At 63.2% G+C, this 16,197-nt stretch carries 19 protein-coding genes; 11 read left to right on the top strand and 8 right to left on the bottom strand.

The features are described 5' to 3' along the window. Window positions 1-274 precede the first annotated feature (274 nt). Window positions 275-1,540, bottom strand: a complete 1,266-nt coding sequence (gene rho / locus ABID59_RS31130) for a transcription termination factor Rho (protein WP_027535007.1) — start codon at window positions 1,538-1,540, stop codon at window positions 275-277. Window positions 1,541-1,788: 248 nt separating this feature from the next. Continuing rightward, complete coding sequence (hemJ, locus tag ABID59_RS31125; RefSeq protein ID WP_148752749.1) at window positions 1,789-2,223, bottom strand: protoporphyrinogen oxidase HemJ; 435 nt, start codon at window positions 2,221-2,223, stop codon at window positions 1,789-1,791. A 459-nt stretch (window positions 2,224-2,682) separates the two neighbouring features. On the opposite strand from hemJ, the gene ABID59_RS31120 reads away from it, so the two are divergent. The 4 genes from ABID59_RS31120 to dnaQ are packed head-to-tail and all read left to right on the top strand — an operon-like array spanning window position 2,683 to window position 5,552. After that, window positions 2,683-3,522, top strand: a complete 840-nt coding sequence (locus ABID59_RS31120) for a pyruvate, water dikinase regulatory protein (RefSeq protein WP_148752748.1) — start codon at window positions 2,683-2,685, stop codon at window positions 3,520-3,522. 37 nt (window positions 3,523-3,559) lie between these two features. Further along, the gene (locus tag ABID59_RS31115; protein ID WP_354085912.1) at window positions 3,560-4,168 is read left to right on the top strand and encodes a Maf family protein; all 609 of its coding nucleotides are present in this window, start codon (window positions 3,560-3,562) and stop codon (window positions 4,166-4,168) included. Window positions 4,169-4,191: 23 nt separating this feature from the next. After that, window positions 4,192-4,791, top strand: coding sequence for a dephospho-CoA kinase (gene coaE / locus ABID59_RS31110; protein WP_148752746.1), 600 nt, complete (start codon window positions 4,192-4,194; stop codon window positions 4,789-4,791). Between the two features lie 41 nt (window positions 4,792-4,832). Then, the gene (gene dnaQ / locus ABID59_RS31105) at window positions 4,833-5,552 is read left to right on the top strand and encodes a DNA polymerase III subunit epsilon (RefSeq protein WP_354085911.1); all 720 of its coding nucleotides are present in this window, start codon (window positions 4,833-4,835) and stop codon (window positions 5,550-5,552) included. Between the two features lie 9 nt (window positions 5,553-5,561). On the opposite strand, the gene secB is transcribed toward dnaQ, so the two are convergent. Continuing rightward, window positions 5,562-6,047 (bottom strand): protein-export chaperone SecB, encoded by a 486-nt coding sequence (gene secB, locus ABID59_RS31100; protein ID WP_148752744.1) that lies wholly within the window; start codon window positions 6,045-6,047, stop codon window positions 5,562-5,564. 417 nt (window positions 6,048-6,464) lie between these two features. Here secB and ABID59_RS31095 point away from each other — a divergent pair, with 417 nt between their 5' ends. Genes ABID59_RS31095 through ABID59_RS31085 form a run of 3 tightly spaced genes read left to right on the top strand, consistent with a single transcriptional unit; the run spans window position 6,465 to window position 9,254 of the window. Then, window positions 6,465-7,169, top strand: coding sequence for a Tim44/TimA family putative adaptor protein (locus tag ABID59_RS31095; protein ID WP_148752743.1), 705 nt, complete (start codon window positions 6,465-6,467; stop codon window positions 7,167-7,169). Further along, on the top strand, window positions 7,147-8,670 hold the full coding sequence (gene mltA, locus ABID59_RS31090; RefSeq protein WP_354085910.1) for a murein transglycosylase A: 1,524 nt from the start codon (window positions 7,147-7,149) through the stop codon (window positions 8,668-8,670). The genes ABID59_RS31095 and mltA overlap by 23 nt, the downstream gene beginning before the upstream one ends. Beyond that, window positions 8,667-9,254 carry a Smr/MutS family protein gene (locus ABID59_RS31085; RefSeq protein ID WP_354085909.1) on the top strand — a complete coding sequence of 196 codons (588 nt, stop codon included), beginning with the start codon at window positions 8,667-8,669 and terminating at the stop codon, window positions 9,252-9,254. Before mltA ends, ABID59_RS31085 begins: the two co-directional genes overlap by 4 nt. Here ABID59_RS31085 and ABID59_RS31080 read toward each other — a convergent pair. From ABID59_RS31080 to hslV, 5 genes are read right to left on the bottom strand one after another with little or no spacing between them, the layout of a single operon-like run. Next, complete coding sequence (locus tag ABID59_RS31080) at window positions 9,251-10,375, bottom strand: hypothetical protein (RefSeq protein ID WP_354085908.1); 1,125 nt, start codon at window positions 10,373-10,375, stop codon at window positions 9,251-9,253. The genes ABID59_RS31085 and ABID59_RS31080 overlap by 4 nt on opposite strands. 28 nt (window positions 10,376-10,403) lie before the next feature. Next, window positions 10,404-11,717 (bottom strand): ATP-dependent protease ATPase subunit HslU, encoded by a 1,314-nt coding sequence (gene hslU, locus ABID59_RS31075; protein WP_354085907.1) that lies wholly within the window; start codon window positions 11,715-11,717, stop codon window positions 10,404-10,406. Window positions 11,718-11,766: 49 nt separating this feature from the next. Beyond that, window positions 11,767-12,384 carry a DUF2585 domain-containing protein gene (locus ABID59_RS31070; protein ID WP_354085906.1) on the bottom strand — a complete coding sequence of 206 codons (618 nt, stop codon included), beginning with the start codon at window positions 12,382-12,384 and terminating at the stop codon, window positions 11,767-11,769. Next, window positions 12,381-12,866: a GNAT family N-acetyltransferase gene (locus ABID59_RS31065; protein WP_354085905.1), complete on the bottom strand. Its 486-nt coding sequence runs from the start codon at window positions 12,864-12,866 to the stop codon at window positions 12,381-12,383. Before ABID59_RS31065 ends, ABID59_RS31070 begins: the two co-directional genes overlap by 4 nt. A 3-nt stretch (window positions 12,867-12,869) precedes the next feature. Further along, window positions 12,870-13,430: an ATP-dependent protease subunit HslV gene (hslV, locus tag ABID59_RS31060; protein WP_027534993.1), complete on the bottom strand. Its 561-nt coding sequence runs from the start codon at window positions 13,428-13,430 to the stop codon at window positions 12,870-12,872. Window positions 13,431-13,622: 192 nt separating this feature from the next. On the opposite strand from hslV, the gene hisB reads away from it, so the two are divergent. The 4 genes from hisB to hisA all read left to right on the top strand — a co-directional run bounded on the left by hisB (window position 13,623) and on the right by hisA (window position 16,195). Beyond that, window positions 13,623-14,216, top strand: coding sequence for an imidazoleglycerol-phosphate dehydratase HisB (gene hisB / locus ABID59_RS31055; RefSeq protein ID WP_354085904.1), 594 nt, complete (start codon window positions 13,623-13,625; stop codon window positions 14,214-14,216). Window positions 14,217-14,283: 67 nt separating this feature from the next. Continuing rightward, window positions 14,284-14,814, top strand: coding sequence for a DUF2628 domain-containing protein (locus ABID59_RS31050; protein ID WP_148752734.1), 531 nt, complete (start codon window positions 14,284-14,286; stop codon window positions 14,812-14,814). After that, window positions 14,811-15,461: an imidazole glycerol phosphate synthase subunit HisH gene (gene hisH / locus ABID59_RS31045; RefSeq protein ID WP_354031232.1), complete on the top strand. Its 651-nt coding sequence runs from the start codon at window positions 14,811-14,813 to the stop codon at window positions 15,459-15,461. Before ABID59_RS31050 ends, hisH begins: the two co-directional genes overlap by 4 nt. Beyond that, complete coding sequence (gene hisA / locus ABID59_RS31040) at window positions 15,458-16,195, top strand: 1-(5-phosphoribosyl)-5-[(5-phosphoribosylamino)methylideneamino]imidazole-4-carboxamide isomerase (protein WP_354085903.1); 738 nt, start codon at window positions 15,458-15,460, stop codon at window positions 16,193-16,195. The genes hisH and hisA overlap by 4 nt, the downstream gene beginning before the upstream one ends. Window positions 16,196-16,197 lie beyond the last annotated feature (2 nt).

Here is a 16,197-nt window from a genome sequence, read left to right as displayed (position 1 = left end):
GCCCGTTCTCGGGCGATCGCAACCCGTATTGCTGCATCCCAACCCGCAGCAACGACCATATTGCACCGCAACATAACCGCAGCGCTTTGCTGCTGCAAAAAAACCTTCGCGCACCAGGTGAGCCAAGGAGAAGTCAAGTATTATTCAGATATATCAATAGACTAAGATAGATTTTGCTCCGACGCCGATTCCGTAGTGCTGCGCAATCGCTGCAGCAAAGCCGCACAAAAAAGGGCGCCCGAAGGCGCCCTTAAAGCTCTTGATGCACCCTGGCTCAGGTGTTCATGGAATCGAAGAACTCCGAATTGCTCTTTGTCGAGCGCAGCTTGTCGAGCAGGAAGTCGATCGCGTCCATGGTGCCCATCGGGTTCAGGATGCGGCGGAGCACGTACATCTTCTTCAGCACCTGATTGTCGGTGATGAGCTCCTCCTTGCGGGTGCCGGAGCGCGAGATGTCGATGGCCGGGAAGGTCCGCTTGTCCGAGACCTTGCGGTCGAGGATCAGTTCCGAGTTACCGGTGCCCTTGAACTCTTCGAAGATGACCTCGTCCATGCGGCTGCCGGTATCGACCAGCGCGGTCGCGATGATGGTCAGCGAGCCGCCCTCCTCGATGTTGCGGGCGGCACCGAAGAAGCGCTTCGGGCGCTGCAGCGCGTTGGCGTCGACACCGCCGGTCAGCACCTTGCCGGATGACGGCACCACGGTGTTGTAGGCGCGGCCGAGGCGCGTGATCGAATCGAGCAGAATGACGACGTCGCGGCCGTGCTCGACCAGACGTTTTGCTTTTTCGATCACCATCTCGGCGACCTGGACGTGACGCACGGCCGGCTCGTCGAAGGTCGACGACACGACCTCGCCCTTCACCGAGCGCTGCATGTCCGTGACTTCTTCCGGACGCTCGTCGATCAGCAGCACGATCAGATAGCATTCGGGATGGTTGTGCGTGATCGAATGCGCGATGTTCTGCATCAGCACGGTTTTACCCGTGCGCGGCGGCGCGACGATCAAAGCGCGCTGGCCCTTGCCGATCGGGGCGACGATGTCGATCACCCTTGCAGACAAGTCTTTTCGCGTCGGATCGTCGATTTCCATGCGGAAACGCTGATTCGGAAACAGCGGCGTGAGGTTGTCGAAATTGACCTTGTGCTTGGCCTTTTCCGGGTCCTCGAAATTGAGTGTGTTGACCTTCAGCAGCGCAAAATAACGCTCGCCCTCTTTCGGGCTGCGAATGTGGCCTTCGATGGTGTCGCCGGTGCGCAGGCCGAAACGGCGGATCTGCGAGGGCGAGACGTAGATGTCGTCCGGGCCCGGCAGATAGTTGGCATCGGGCGAGCGGAGGAAGCCGAAGCCGTCGGAGAGCACCTCGACGACGCCCTCGCCGACGATGTCGGTCTCGGCCAGCGCAAGCTGCTTGAGGATGGCGAACAGCAGCTCCTGCTTGCGCATGGTGCTGGCATTCTCGACCCCGTTCTCTTCCGCGAACGAGACAAGCTCGGCCGGCGTCTTCGACTTGAGGTCCTGAAGTTTAATTTCCCGCATTGGGGTGGTCCTGTGGGGTAACCTTGGGAGGGGGGTGCGAGGAGGCTCTGAAATGCGGACGCGAGAAGGTAAGGTCCGCAGGTCTGGCAAGGAGAGCGCCGATGGGGGCTTCAAACCTGATGCGGTGTCCGGCCTCTGGAAAGCTCGGACCAACCACATCCGCCTGCGTTGGGTGGGATATCGCTAATATAGAAAATCGCTTGTCACTCCGCAAGCCGAAGCGCTGAGCGATCGTTCACGATTCCTGCCTAGAACGGCTTCACGATCACCATGATGACGATGATGATCATCAGGACGGTCGGCACCTCATTGATAATCCGGAAGAATTTCTGGCTGTGCGGGCGCTTGTCGGCGGCGAATTGCTTGAGCCAGCGGGAAAAAAAGCCGTGGGCGGCGGACATCGCCAGCACCAGTGCCAGTTTTACGTGCAGCCAGCCGAAAGTGAACCAATGGCCGGCCCAGGCGAGGTAGAGCCCGGCGAGCCAGGTGACGATCATGGCGGGGTTGATGATCGCCTTGAGCAGACGGCGTTCCATGACCTTGAACGTTTCCGACTGCTTCGAGCCGATCTCGGCCTCACAGTGATAGACGAACAGCCGCGGCAGATAGAGCATGCCGGCCATCCATGAGATGACCGCGATCACGTGCAGCGCCTTGATCCAGAGGTAGACGTCTTCAAACATGTCCGGCGTCCGCCTTTGCGCCCAGCCGTCCGGCGATCTGGGGATAGTAAGAACTCGTTAAGGTCTCACCTGCACACATATCTCTCTGGAGCGCCCTTCTCCAATAAAGAATCTTAGATTCTTAAGGTTTGAGTCTGAGTGACGGTGGATTGGACTCACACAATGCCGTCCGCCACTTCGCAGACGCTTGTTCACATCCATCAACATGTCCAATGCGGTTCCTGCCTGACCCGATAAGTCACCCGGGCTCAAAGGCTTGCGCGTTTTGATCCGCAGTTTATCAAGGGACTTGTCCGCGCAATCCCGTTTCCCTCTCGGAAGGCTCCCAAACTTGTTCCGATGGGCAGTGGTGTGAAGAAAATTGGCACTTGTCCCGCCCCTGGTGTCGCGCAACCCTTTCCGAGCGGTTAAGGTCCACAGAAATCCACAAACCACACCGCCTTCATACAAAGAGTTTTTGTGCCGACCTCGAACAATTATTTCCATCTGCACCTCGTCTCGGACTCCACCGGTGAGACCCTGATCACGGTCGCTCGCGCCGTCGCCGCGCAGTACGCAAACGTCACGCCGGTCGAGCATGTCTATCCGCTGGTGCGCAGCCAGAAGCAGCTCGATCGCGTGCTCGACGAGATCGAGGAAGCGCCTGGCATCGTGCTGTTCACGCTGCTGGAGAAAGACCTGGTCTCCCGGCTCGAGGACAAGTGCAAAAACATCAACGTTCCGAGCCTCTCGATCATCGGCCCGGTCATGCAGTTGTTCGAAGCCTATCTCGGAGCAGCGACCACGGGTCGCGTCGGCGCGCAGCACGTGCTCAATGCCGAATATTTCAAGCGCATCGACGCGCTGAACTACACGATGATCCACGATGACGGCCAGCACGTCGACGGGCTCGAGGAGGCCGACGTCGTCCTGGTCGGCGTGTCCCGCACCTCGAAAACGCCGACGTCGATCTACCTCGCCAACCGCGGCATCCGCACCGCCAACGTGCCGCTGGTTCCGGGCATTCCCGTGCCGGCGCAATTGGAGACGCTGACCCGGCCGCTGGTGGTAAGCCTGCATGCGACGCCGGAGCGTCTGATACAGATCCGTCAGAACCGCCTGCTCTCCATGGGCGCCGAATCCGGCAGCGACACCTATACCGACAGGCAGTCGGTCACCGAGGAGGTCGCGTTTGCGCGCAAGCTGAGCGCCAAGCATGACTGGCCGCTGCTGGACGTCACGCGGCGCTCGATCGAGGAAACCGCGGCGGCGATCATGAAGCTCTATAGCGATCGCCAACGCAACCGGCCATCTGAATAGTCTGCCATCTGAATAGCCTTGGGAATAGTTCTCGAAAATGGATCTGTGGCGCGGCAAAACTCCGTTGATCCTGGCCTCGCAGAGCGTCGCACGAAAGATGCTGCTGGCGAACGCCGGGCTCGAATTCGAGACTGTGACCGCTGACATCGACGAGCGTGGCATTCAGGCTGCGTCAAAACTTTCAAACCCGCGCGAAATCGGCCTGCTGCTCGCGTGCGAGAAGGCCAAGGCGGTTTCGGCCCATCGTCCCGGAAGTTATGTGATCGGCGCCGACCAGACGCTCGCCCTCGGCGACCGTCTCTTCAACAAGCCTGCCGGTCGCATTCAGGCGCTGGCACAATTGCGCGATCTCGCCGGCCATAGCCACGAGCTGAATTCGGCCGTCGCGGTGGCCCGTGACGGCAGGATTGTCTTCGAGGATGTGTCGGTCGCCCGCATGATCATGCGGCAGATGTCCGAGGGCGAACTTTCGGCCTATCTCGACGCCGCCGGCGATGCCGTCACCACGAGCGTCGGCGCCTATCAGCTCGAAGGCCTCGGCATCCATCTGTTCGAGCGCATCGAGGGCAACCATTTCACCATTCTCGGCCTGCCGTTGCTGCCGCTGCTTGCGTTCCTGCGGCGTGAGCGGCTCATTGCGGTGTAACTGACAGGGATGGCTTTGCGCTGATGCGGATTCTCGGACTGACCGGCTCGATCGGTATGGGCAAATCCACCACCGCAAAATTGTTCGCGGAGGCTGGCGTGCCCGTCTACGACGCCGATGCCGCCGTCCATCAGCTGTATGAGGGCGAGGCCGCGCCTGCGATCGAGGCCGCCTTCCCCGGCACCACCGCGAACGGCAAGGTCGATCGTCCCAAACTGTCGGCGCGCGTTGTGCACGATCCGGCCGCGATCAAGCAGCTCGAGCAGATCGTTCACCCCATGCTCGGCGCCTCCCGGCAAAAATTCTTTGCCGATGCGGAAGCCGCCAAGGCGCCGGTTGTGGTTCTCGATATACCGCTGCTGTACGAGACCGGCGGCGAGAAGCGCGTCGACGCCGTCGTCGTGGTCTCGACCTCGCCGGAACTGCAGCGCGAGCGGGTGCTGGCGCGGGGAACCATGGATGAGACCAAGCTCGACGCCATCATCGCCAAGCAGATGCCGGACGCTGAAAAGCGCAAGCGGGCCGATTTCGTCGTGGATACCTCACACGGACTGGAGCCGGTGCGCGCGCAAATCACGCACATCCTGGCCGAGGTCGTTAAGATGCCGCAGCGGCGAGCCTGATTCGCCGACTTACAAGGCTTCTTGCACGGCACCTCAAAATCATGCGTGAAATCGTTCTCGATACCGAAACCACCGGCCTCGATCCGCTCCGCGGCGATCGGCTGGTTGAAATAGGCTGCGTCGAGATCTTCAACCGCATGCCGACGGGACAGACGTTTCACGTCTATATTAATCCTGAAAGGGACATGCCGGCGGAAGCCTTTGCCGTACACGGATTGTCGGCCGAGTTCCTGTCGACCAAGCAGCTGTTCCACGAGGTCGTCGACGATTTCCTGGCGTTCATCGGCGATGCGCCGCTGGTGATCCACAACGCCTCGTTCGACATCAGCTTCATCAATGCCGAGCTCGACCGGATCAAGCGCGCCGCGATCCCGCGCGAGCGGCTGGTCGATACGCTGCTGCTGGCGCGGCGCAAGCATCCCGGTGTGTCGAACCGGCTCGACGATCTCTGCTCGCGCTACGCGATCGACAATTCACACCGCACCAAGCACGGCGCGCTGCTCGATTCCGAACTGCTCGCAGAAGTCTATGTCGATCTGGTCGGGGCGCGGCAGTCGCAGCTGCTGCTGGCGTCGGACTCCCAGGACATTCGCGTCAATGCCGGTGGCGATGCGCCGCGGCGGCAGCGGTTGGTACCGCTCGCGCCGCGGGTTTCAGACGCCGAGCGCGAAGCCCATCGGGCTTTCATCGCAACGCTCGGCGACAAGGCGATCTGGAACGAGTTCTTGCCCGCTCCAGCTGCCGTCAATCCGGCTGGTTAGGCCTATTAGTTAAGCTTGGCCGGCCTGACCACCGGCGGCCATTTGCCGCTCCATGTTCTGGCGATAGAGACCGACGAAATCGACCGGGTCCAGCATCAGCGGCGGGAACCCGCCGTCGCGCACGGCGGTCGCGATGATCTCGCGGGCGAACGGGAACAGCAGGCGCGGGCACTCGATCATGACCAGCGGGTGCAGGTTCTCCTTCGGCACATTGACGATCCGAAACACGCCGGCATAGGCGAGCTCGAACGAGAACATCACCTTGCCCGCGTTCTCGGCTTTGCCCTCGACCGACAGCGTCACCTCGAACTCGGATTCGCTGAGATTGTTGGCGCTGACATTGATCTGGATGTTGATCTGGGGCGCCTGGCTCTGCGGCTGGAGCGAGGTCGGTGCGTTCGGATTTTCGAACGAGAGGTCCTTGGTATATTGCGCCAGCACGTTGAGCTGGGGAGCCTGGGCCGCCTCGGGAGGGGTACCGTTACCGTTGGTCATCGAAGTGTCTCCTTACCCGATTTGGGCTGAACCCGATTTGGGCTGAATTTCGCGGCGGTTGGCTAACATAGGGCCGCCTCATTCCACAAGGACGAACGGCTCCGGAGGATCGATCCGGCCCGCGCCCGCAACTGTGACGCCTGATCCGCCCGGAACCCGAAATCGCAGGTTAAACGCTTGAAGATGCGCGATTTCCGGGCAGGATCGGGTTTCCCCTTAAGCATAAAACGCGCTACACTCCGCGCTGTGCCAAAAGGCGCCATTGGCCGGGCCAAATTTCGTGCCTACATCCGGCGGACGTAACGCGCGGACCCAAAAGGGCGATGTAGACTTGCCGTTCCCGTATGGAACGGTCTACTGGCCGGATCGATTTTCCCGGCGACCCCCTTCTCGAGAAGACCAGAAAGCGAATACCACGTGGACATCTACACCATCATTTTCCTCGCGTTGGCGGTCTTTATTTTCCTGCGACTGCGCAGCGTGCTGGGGCAGCGGACCGGCAACGAGCGGCCGCCGTTCGACCGCGCGGCTCGCAATGCGCTGGGTGGTGCGCCGGACAAGAACGTCGTGACCATGCCGGGCAAGGTGATCGACCAGGCGCCCTTGGCCCCGACGGCCGAGCCGACCCCGCCTTCCGACCGCTGGAAGGGCCTGACCGAGCCCGGCACTGCGCTCGCCCAGGGCCTCGACGCGATCGTCGAGCGGGATTCCACCTTCGATCCGCGCCACTTCATCTCGGGCGCCCGCGGCGCCTATGAGATGATCGTGCTGGCCTTTGCCAATGGCGATCGCCGCGCGCTGCGCGACCTCTTGTCATCCGAGGTCTATGAGAGCTTCGACGCCGCGATCAAGGACCGCGAGAAGAACGAGCAGAAGACCGAGACGCGCTTCGTCTCGATCGACAAGGCCGAGCTGGCCGGCGCCGAGCTGCGCGACCGCACGGCACAGCTGACCATCCGCTTCGTCTCGCAGATGATCTCGGCCACCCGTGACAAGGCCGGCAACATCGTCGACGGCAGCGCCGACACGGTCGCCGACATCACCGACATCTGGACTTTCGCCCGCGACACCACCTCTCGCGATCCGAACTGGAAGCTGGTTGGCACCGGAAGCGCGAACTAAGATCTTTCTGAAGAACAGCGCGACGGCGCTTTGCGCAGGTGTCGTCGTGCTGGCTTCGTTTTCGCTTGGCGCCGAGGCTGCGCGGCGCCATTCCCGCAGCCATTACCATCGCCTTCCCGAAGTCGCCGCGATCCCGCCGCGCGCGTTGCCCTATCCGCAGCTGCCTCTGCCGTTCGAAATTCCCGGCGCACAATACCTGCCGCTGGCCTGGGCGGATGTGAAGGGGTGGAGCGACGACGATCATCTCGCGGCTTACAAGACCTTTCGCGCCAGCTGCCGATCGATCAACGCGCAGACCGGCGCGGGTGAACAGAAGGCACTGGGCGGCTCGTTGAGCGAACCGTGCCGGGCCGCCAAATCGCTCGAGCCGGCCGACGACGCCCAGGCAAGGACTTTTTTCGAGGAGAATTTTTCGCCGCTGCGGATCTCGCGTCTCGGCGAGCCCGACGGCTTCGTCACCGGCTATTACGAGCCGGTGCTGGAGGGATCGCGCACGCAGACCGATGTCTACAACGTCCCAGTCTATCGCCGGCCCTCGAACCTGTTCGTGCGCGGCTACAATCAGGCCTCGGTCAGCCTGCCAAACAAGGGATCGGTCTATCGCAAGATCGGCCGCCGCAAGCTCGTGCCCTATTACGACCGCGGCGAGATCGAGGACGGCAAGATCGCCGGCCGCGGGCTCGAGATCGCCTGGCTGAAGGACCCGACCGATTTGCTGTTCGCCCAGATCCAGGGCTCGGCGCGGATCAAGTTCGACGACGGCGGCACCATCCGGCTCAACTACGATTCCTACAACGGCTATCCCTACACGGCCGTCGGGCGTGTCCTGATCGAGCGTGGCATCATTCCTAAGGAAGAGATGTCGATGCAGAAGATCAGGGAGTGGATGGCGCAGAACCCCGACGGCGCCAAGGAGCTACGGCGCCAGAACCGCGCCTACATCTTCTTCCGCGAGGTCAATCTGTCCGACAAGGACGAAGCCGTCGGTGGGCAAGGCATCCCGCTGACCGCCGGCCGTTCGATCGCGGTCGACAAATCCCTCCATGTCTACGGCACGCCGTTCTTCATCGAAGGCGAGCTGCCGATCGAGTCCGACCGTGCCAGGACCCCGTTCCATCGGCTGATGATTGCGCAGGATACCGGCTCGGCCATTATCGGCCCCGCGCGCGCCGATCTCTATTTTGGCGCGGGCCCTGACGCCGGCCGCGTCTCGGGCCGGCTGCGCCACCCCATGCATTTCGTGATGCTGGTGCCGAAGAGCCTCGACCCCGGCGTCCGCGCCGCAAAGCTGCCGGTGCCGGATCCACGGCCGTCGGAGAAGATCGCAAAGCTGTTTCCGCAGACTGGTCCCAAGAATCCGGCCAAGGATCCGGCCAAGGACCCGGCGAAGGGCGAGACTGTCGCAATTGCCGGCCCGGTGCCGCTGCCGGCGCCGCGTCCTGTGATAGAACCTGTCCGCGAACCGCGCAGGCACATGAAAAGTCGTTCCCACCAGCAATGAAACGATCGTCCCGTCCGCCCGTGCTGGATCCTCCGCGTCCTTTGTCGCGCCGGCGTGGACTCAGCGAGGAAGACCGCGAGCTGTGGGAGCTCGTTGCAAAGCAGGTCAAGCCGCTGCGGAAGCATCGCACAACGAAGGTGCAGAGTGCGCCGCGCACTGAGCCTGCAGCGCACGTTGCCAAGCCAGCGCTGTCGCCACGACCGTTGGCTGCTACGCCGGCCCCGCGTCCGTCAAAGCCGGCGATGCCGCCGCTTGCCCCGCTCGGCAAGCGCGAGCGGACAAAACTGTCGCGCGGCCGCAGCGAGATCGAGGCGCGGCTTGATCTGCATGGCATGACCCAGCTGCGCGCGCACCGCGCGCTGAGCGGCTTCCTGCACCGTGCCCATCACGACGGCTTGACCTTTGTGCTGGTCATCACCGGCAAGGGCCGCAGCGGCGGCGAAAGCGGCGTACTGCGCCGCCAGGTGCCGGAATGGCTGAGCCTGCCGGAATTCCGCGCCTTCGTGGTCGGGTTCGAGGAAGCCGGCATCGGCCATGGCGGCGAGGGCGCGCTCTATGTGCGGATACGCCGGGCGAGATCCTAAAACGGCCGGACGATCCCGACGCGCGGGATCAGGGTGAGGACCAAGCCAAAGATGTTGGTGTTGCGATCCTCGGCCGGAATCAGCGGCGCCTCCTTGCTGGTCGGCAGCATCTTCACCGCATGCAGGATCAGCAACATGCAGACCGCCCAATTCGAGATCCAGCGCGAATAGTCGAACACCATCGCGAACATCATGAGATAGGCGAAGCTGACGCCGATTAGCGCCGCGATGACGAGGCGTCGGTGGGCCTCGTGCGCGAGCGAGCCGATCAGGTCAGCAAAATAACGCCATAGCGGCGTGTGCAGCCAGATCAATAGGGCGAACACGGGAATGCCAGGGACGTTGTGCGGCAGCCAAGCCCAGGTGTCCGAAACCTCCTTCGCCAGCGGCTGATACCAGATGTAGCTGAACTGTAAGAGATCGGTGCGCGCCGGATCGGCCATCCGGGTCTTCAGATGGGCGACGAAATCCGCTTCGGGGATCGGCATCGTCCCCAGGAACTGCGCGGCGAAGAACAGCGCAGAGATCGCGGCGAGGGCGACGATGCCGAACGCGAGATTGCCGCGATTGAGGCCGCAAGCGAGATAGTGCCTGACTACGACGATGGTGATGATCGTCGGCACATACATCAGCAGATGAATGTGGTGGATCAGGACGAGGATGATCGAGAACAGCGCCGCCGTCGCCACGAACAGCAATGAGCCCGCGGGCATCAGCAGCAGGATGATCGCCAGCACGCAGCCATAGATGTCGAAATGGCCGAGCGTGTGCATGAAGTTCTTCAGGAAGAACGGCGATCCCGCGATGAAGACGAACAGCGGCAGCGTCTTCGCCGTGACGCCGAACGTCTTCTGAAACAGTCTTGCGTACAGCCCCAGCGTCGCCAGCCACGTCGCGCCACCGAGCGCGAACACCAGCCAGACCGGCACCTTGGCCGTGAACAGCGCGACGATCGCCCCGATCAGCGCGCGCTTGATGAAGCCGAAATGGTAGTCGACGAGGAGGTGGATGTAGGGGACGTAAGGCGGCAGCTGGATCTTGTGAACGAGCACGCCGACGATCACGGCAGCGTTAATCGCGAGCAGAAGGCGCCAGGGGTTTTGCAGGATGCGTGCGGTCACGCCGCATCAATAGCGCGGTCGCCCGGAATTACAAAATAAACCGGCTCAGATCAGCGTTCTTGGCGAGGTCGCCGACGTGCGTCTGCACGAAATCGGCATCGATCCGGACGGTCTCGCCGTTGCGGTCGGGGGCGGTGAAGGAGATTTCGTCCAGCACCCGCTCCATCACGGTCTGGAGCCGCCGCGCGCCGATGTTCTCGACGGTCGAATTGACGGCGACCGCGACGTCGGCGAGCGCGTCGATGGCGCTGTCGGTGATGTCGAGCGTGACGCCTTCGGTCTGCAACAGCGCGACATATTGCTTGATCAGCGAGGCCTCGGGCTCGGTGAGGATGCGGCGCATGTCGTCGCGGGTCAGCGCCTGCAGCTCGACGCGGATCGGTAGCCGGCCCTGCAATTCCGGCAGCAGGTCGGACGGCTTTGCGACGTGGAAGGCGCCGGAGGCAATGAACAGGATGTGGTCGGTCTTGACCGCGCCATGCTTGGTCGAGACCGTTGTGCCCTCGATCAGGGGCAGCAGGTCGCGCTGCACGCCCTCGCGCGAGACGTCGCCGCCGACGCGGCCGTCGCGGCCGTCGCGGGCGCAGATCTTGTCGATTTCATCCAGGAACACGATGCCGTTGTTCTCGACCGCGCTGATCGCCTCCAGCGTCAGCTGATCGGTATCCAGCAGCTTGTCGGATTCCTCATTGATGAGGATCTCGTGCGAGCCCTCGACCGTCAGCCGCCGCGTCTTGCTGCGGCCACCCAACTTGCCAAAGATGTCGCCGATCGAGATCGCACCCATCTGCGCGCCCGGCATGCCCGGGATCTCGAACATCGGCATGCCGCTGCCGGACGACTGCGTCTCGACCTCGATCTCCTTGTCGTTGAGCTCGCCGGCGCGCAGCTTCTTGCGGAAGGATTCCCGCGTCGCTGCGCTGGAATTGGCGCCGACCAGCGCGTCGAGCACGCGCTCTTCGGCTGCGAGCTGGGCGCGCGCCTGAACGTCCTTGCGCTTGCGCTCGCGCACCTGGGCGATCGCGACCTCGACGAGGTCGCGCACGATCTGCTCGACGTCGCGGCCGACATAGCCGACCTCGGTGAATTTTGTCGCCTCAACCTTCAGGAACGGTGCGTTGGCGAGCTTGGCGAGCCGCCGCGCGATTTCCGTCTTGCCGACGCCGGTGGGCCCGATCATCAGGATGTTCTTCGGCAGCACTTCCTCGCGCAAGGAACCTTCGAGCTGCTGCCGGCGCCAGCGGTTGCGCAGCGCGATCGAGACGGCGCGCTTGGCGTCGGCCTGGCCAACGATGAAACGGTCGAGTTCGGAAACGATTTCGCGGGGAGAGAAGTCTGTCATGGGATCTTAGCTAGGGCGGGAGGGGGCCAAGGACAAGCCGCATTTTGCGTCAGATGATGGGCGGTCCGGATTGCCATTGTTTCACGGCATCGATTGGATGAAGTAGCATCAGGATATTGAGCGTCAGATTGTCGCGAATGTGGAGCGCCAGCATGATTTCGAAGGCGAGCCCCAGAAGGACCGTCACCGGGACCGGCAGCGTGCGTGCGGCGAGGAACCCCAGCACCATGAACAGCGTGTCCGAGAGCGAATTGACGATGCTGTCGCCGAAATAGTCCAGCGAGATCGTGCCGGCGCGGTAGCGCTCGATGATGAACGGCGAGTTCTCCACGATCTCCCAGGCGCCTTCGATCAGCATGGCCATGATCAGGCGGGCGGGCCAGGAGAGGCGCAGCAACGGCAGCTGCGCGAACAGCAGCCAGGTCAGCCCGTAGAACAGGAAGCCGTGCAGGACGTGCGAAAAACTGTACCAGTCGGCAATGTGCTGCGAATTTTCCGAGCTGTTGACGACGCCATGCCACAGCTTGACGTAACCACAGGTGCAGATCGGCACCCGGCCCATCGCAAGCAGGATCGAGGCCTGAAGCGCCAGCAGGAGCAGTGCGATGCCGGCCCAGGCGAGCGGCGGGACGGCGAGCTTGCTTTCGTGCGTGCTTGTTAGCGTCAATTCTCGCGCACCATCAGCAGCGCTGCTCCGTCCGGCGTATCGACCATGCGATCGCGGACGAAGCCTGCCTTCTCGTAGGCACGCACGGCGCGTCGGTTGCGCGGGTCCGGATCAGTGACGATGCGCGGCAGGCCGTGCCGCAACTGCTCCTCGGCGAATTGGCGAATGAACGACGAACCGTGGCCCTGCCCGATCATGTCGCGTTCGCCGATGAACTGATCGATCCCACGCGTGCCCTCCGATTGCGGCCCGAAGCCCGTATTCCAGGCGGTCAGGTCGTAGCATTGAAGATAGCCGAACGGCCGCATCCCGGCCAACACGATGAACTGGTCCATTGCGGGTTCGTCGAGGTCGCCGCTGACGAGCGCGAACTGCTCGTCCGGATCGCCCCACCACTCCCGTACATGCGCCTCGCCCAGCCATCGGCGGACCAGCGGCAGATCGGCCGCGGTCATCGGGCGGAACGTGTAGGCGGGGGCCATGCCCTACCCGGCCGTCAGCGCTTCGATGGTGACGTTGCGGTTGGTGTAGACGCAGATGTCGGCGGCGATATCGAGCGAGCGGCGGACGATGGTCTCGGCGTCCTTGTCGGTGTCGATCAGGGCGCGGGCGGCGGCCAGCGCATAATTGCCGCCGGAGCCGATCGCCATGACGCCGGCCTCGGGCTCGAGCACGTCGCCGGTCCCTGTCAGCACCAGGGAGACGTCCTTGTCGGCCACGATCATCATGGCCTCCAGCCGCCGCAGGTAGCGGTCGGTGCGCCAGTCCTTGGCGAGCTCGACCGCGGCCCGGGTCAATTGCCCCGGATATTGCTCGAGCTTGCTCTCCAACCGCTCAAACAGGGTGAAAGCGTCGGCGGTGGCGCCGGCAAAGCCGCCGATAACGTCGCCCTTGCCGAGTTTCCGGACCTTTTTGGCGTTGGACTTGATCACAGTCTGGCCGATCGAGACCTGGCCGTCGCCGCCGACCACCACCTTGCCGCCCTTGCGGACGGTCAAAATCGTGGTGCCGTGCCAGACCGGCGAGCTGTTCTGGGAATCCTGCATAAATGACCCTCGTTGTCCGGCCTGATTTAGGGGGTCGAGAGCGGGCGCACAACGGGCCGCTCCGGGCCCAATTTCGCTCACCATAGGCAGAAGTAGAGCCCGGCCAGCCGTTCCCGCAGTAGCGAAGGCGTCATTTGGCTGGTAATAGACTGGCGTTTTCGGCCCTCAAGCCAGGATGGAAACCAGCTTTCAATGCGCACCGCGACGATCAAGCGCAAGACCAAGGAAACCGACATCGAGGTCACCGTGAACCTCGATGGCACCGGCGTGGCCAATATCGCGACCGGCATCGGCTTTTTCGACCATATGCTCGATCTCCTCGCCCGCCATTCCCGCATCGACCTCACGGTCAAGGCGGTTGGCGACCTGCACATTGATCATCACCATACCACCGAAGACACCGGTATCGCGCTTGGCCAGGCGGTCAGGCAGGCGCTCGGCACCATGGCGGGCATCACCCGCTATGCCGGCGTGCACATGCCGATGGACGAGACGCTGTCGCGCGTGGTCATCGACATCTCGGGCCGCCCGTTCCTGGTGTTCAAGGCCGACTTCCCCCGCGACAAGATCGGTGAATTCGACACCGAGCTGGTGCGCGAGTGGTTTCAGGCCTTCGCCATCAACGCCGGCGTGACTCTCCATGTCGAGACCCTATATGGCGATAACAGCCACCATATCGCCGAGTCCTGCTTCAAGGGCCTGGCGCGGGCGCTGCGCACGGCGGTTGCGATCGATCCCAAGGCGGTGGGAGAGATCCCGTCCACCAAGGGCTCGCTCGGCGGCTGACATCTCCGTCGGTTAATCAAACGCCGCCGGCGGCATCTGCTCAATTCTCGAGAACGGGGCATCGAAAATGCCTGTCTACACAGTTCATGCTCCCACCCCAGCCGGGGCCGACCTGCGCGCGACCGACAGATTCGTGTTCGTGCGCGACGGCTTCCATTTCTGGGCGATGATCTTTGGGCCGTTCTGGCTGGCCTGGAACAGGCTTTGGCTGGCCCTGATCGGCTGGATCGTCTTTCTCGCCGCGTTCGATGCCGGGCTGCACAGCCTCGGCGTCGGCCGCAGCTCGATCTTCTTTGCCAACACCATCGTCGCGCTGCTGATGGGTTTCGAGGCCTCGAGCCTGCGCCGCTGGACGCTATCGCGCGGCAAGTGGCGGCAGCTCGACGTTGTGGTCGCTGACGACGAGGACACCGCCGAGCGGCGCTTCTTCGACCGTTGGAGCAAGACACAGCGCGGCATTGTCAACGATCAATGGGCCGTCGATCGCGGCGGGCCGCCGCCGACCCGCAATTTGCCGGGTCAGCAATTTTCCAACCCGCCGCCGATTCCGGCCGGCGGCATCATTGGATTGTTTCCAGAACCGGGAGGGTCAAGATGAGCATCGCCATCATCGATTACGGTTCCGGGAATCTGCATTCCGCCGCCAAGGCGTTTGAGCGTGCTGCGCGCGGCATGGAGAATCCGCAGAAGGTCTTCGTGACCAGCGATCCGGATCAGGCCTACAGCGCCGATCGTCTGGTGCTGCCGGGCGTTGGCGCCTTTGCCGATTGCCGGCGCGGGCTCGATGCCGTCAACGGCATGGTCGAGGCGATCACCGAAGCCGTGCGCGTCAAGGCGAGGCCGATGTTCGGCATTTGCGTCGGCATGCAGCTGTTCGCCACCCGCGGCAAGGAGCATGTCATCACGCAAGGCCTGAACTGGATCGGCGGCGACGTCGAGAAGATCACGCCGCGCGATGAAAGCCTGAAGATCCCGCACATGGGCTGGAATACGCTCGATGTGCTCAGGGAGCACCCGGTGCTGAACAAGCTGCCGCTCGGGCCCAAGGGCCAGCACGCTTATTTCGTGCACTCCTATCACCTCAACGCTGCCAACGAGGCGGACGTGCTCGCGCGCGCCGACTACGGCGGGCCTGTCACCGCGATCGTCGCGAAGGACACCGCCATCGGCACGCAGTTTCACCCCGAGAAGAGCCAGCGTTTTGGCCTGGCCCTGATCTCGAACTTTTTGCGATGGAAGCCGTGATTCTCTTTCCTGCCATCGACCTCAAGAACGGCCAGTGCGTGCGCCTCGAGCAAGGCGACATGGCGCGCGCGACCGTGTTCAATCTCAATCCCGCAGCCCAGGCCGAGAGCTTTGTCTCGCAGGGCTTTGAGTATCTCCACGTCGTCGATCTCGACGGCGCGTTCGCCGGCAAGCCGGTGAATGCGCAGGCCGTCGAGGCGATGCTGAAGACGATCAAGATTCCAGTGCAGCTCGGTGGCGGTATTCGCGATATTGCGACCGTCGAGGCCTGGCTCGAGAAGGGCATCACCCGCGTCATCATCGGCACGGCCGCGGTGCGGGATCCGGAGCTGGTGAAGGTGGCCTCGAAAAAGTTCCCCGGCCGCGTCGCGGTCGGGCTGGACGCGCGTGACGGCAGGGTCGCGGTCGAAGGCTGGGCCGAGACCTCGCAAGTGACGGTGCTGGAGATCGCGCAGCGTTTCGAGGACGCCGGCGTTGCCGCCATCGTCTTCACCGACATCGCCCGCGACGGCCTGCTCAAGGGCCTCAACCTCGATGCGACCATTGCGCTGGCAGACAGCATCTCGATTCCCGTGATTGCTTCCGGCGGTCTTGCCTCGATCGAGGACGTCAAGGCGATGCTGACGCCGCGCGCCAAAAAGCTCGCCGGCGCGATCGCCGGCCGTGCGCTCTATGACGGCCGCCTCGATCCCGCCGCCGCCCTCACCTTGATCCGCAACGCGCCCGGGAGCTGACA

The organism is Bradyrhizobium sp. S3.3.6, assembly GCF_040546905.1.
GTDB classification, from domain to species: domain Bacteria; phylum Pseudomonadota; class Alphaproteobacteria; order Rhizobiales; family Xanthobacteraceae; genus Bradyrhizobium; species Bradyrhizobium cytisi.
Note: the sequence above shows the minus strand (reverse complement) of the source record. Positions and strands in the feature narration are given on the sequence as shown.

Excerpts from the sequence above, each read along its gene's own strand:
- rho (WP_027535007.1), bottom strand. The coding sequence starts at position 1,540 with ATGCGGGAAATTAAACTTCAGGACCTCAAGTCGAAGACGCCGGCCGAG.
- hemJ (WP_148752749.1), bottom strand. The coding sequence starts at position 2,223 with ATGTTTGAAGACGTCTACCTCTGGATCAAGGCGCTGCACGTGATCGCG.
- ABID59_RS31115 (WP_354085912.1), top strand. The coding sequence starts at position 3,560 with ATGGATCTGTGGCGCGGCAAAACTCCGTTGATCCTGGCCTCGCAGAGC.
- coaE (WP_148752746.1), top strand. The coding sequence starts at position 4,192 with ATGCGGATTCTCGGACTGACCGGCTCGATCGGTATGGGCAAATCCACC.
- dnaQ (WP_354085911.1), top strand. The coding sequence starts at position 4,833 with ATGCGTGAAATCGTTCTCGATACCGAAACCACCGGCCTCGATCCGCTC.
- secB (WP_148752744.1), bottom strand. The coding sequence starts at position 6,047 with ATGACCAACGGTAACGGTACCCCTCCCGAGGCGGCCCAGGCTCCCCAG.
- ABID59_RS31085 (WP_354085909.1), top strand. The coding sequence starts at position 8,667 with ATGAAACGATCGTCCCGTCCGCCCGTGCTGGATCCTCCGCGTCCTTTG.
- hslU (WP_354085907.1), bottom strand. The coding sequence starts at position 11,717 with ATGACAGACTTCTCTCCCCGCGAAATCGTTTCCGAACTCGACCGTTTC.
- ABID59_RS31065 (WP_354085905.1), bottom strand. The coding sequence starts at position 12,866 with ATGGCCCCCGCCTACACGTTCCGCCCGATGACCGCGGCCGATCTGCCG.
- hslV (WP_027534993.1), bottom strand. The coding sequence starts at position 13,430 with ATGCAGGATTCCCAGAACAGCTCGCCGGTCTGGCACGGCACCACGATT.
- hisB (WP_354085904.1), top strand. The coding sequence starts at position 13,623 with ATGCGCACCGCGACGATCAAGCGCAAGACCAAGGAAACCGACATCGAG.
- ABID59_RS31050 (WP_148752734.1), top strand. The coding sequence starts at position 14,284 with ATGCCTGTCTACACAGTTCATGCTCCCACCCCAGCCGGGGCCGACCTG.
- hisH (WP_354031232.1), top strand. The coding sequence starts at position 14,811 with ATGAGCATCGCCATCATCGATTACGGTTCCGGGAATCTGCATTCCGCC.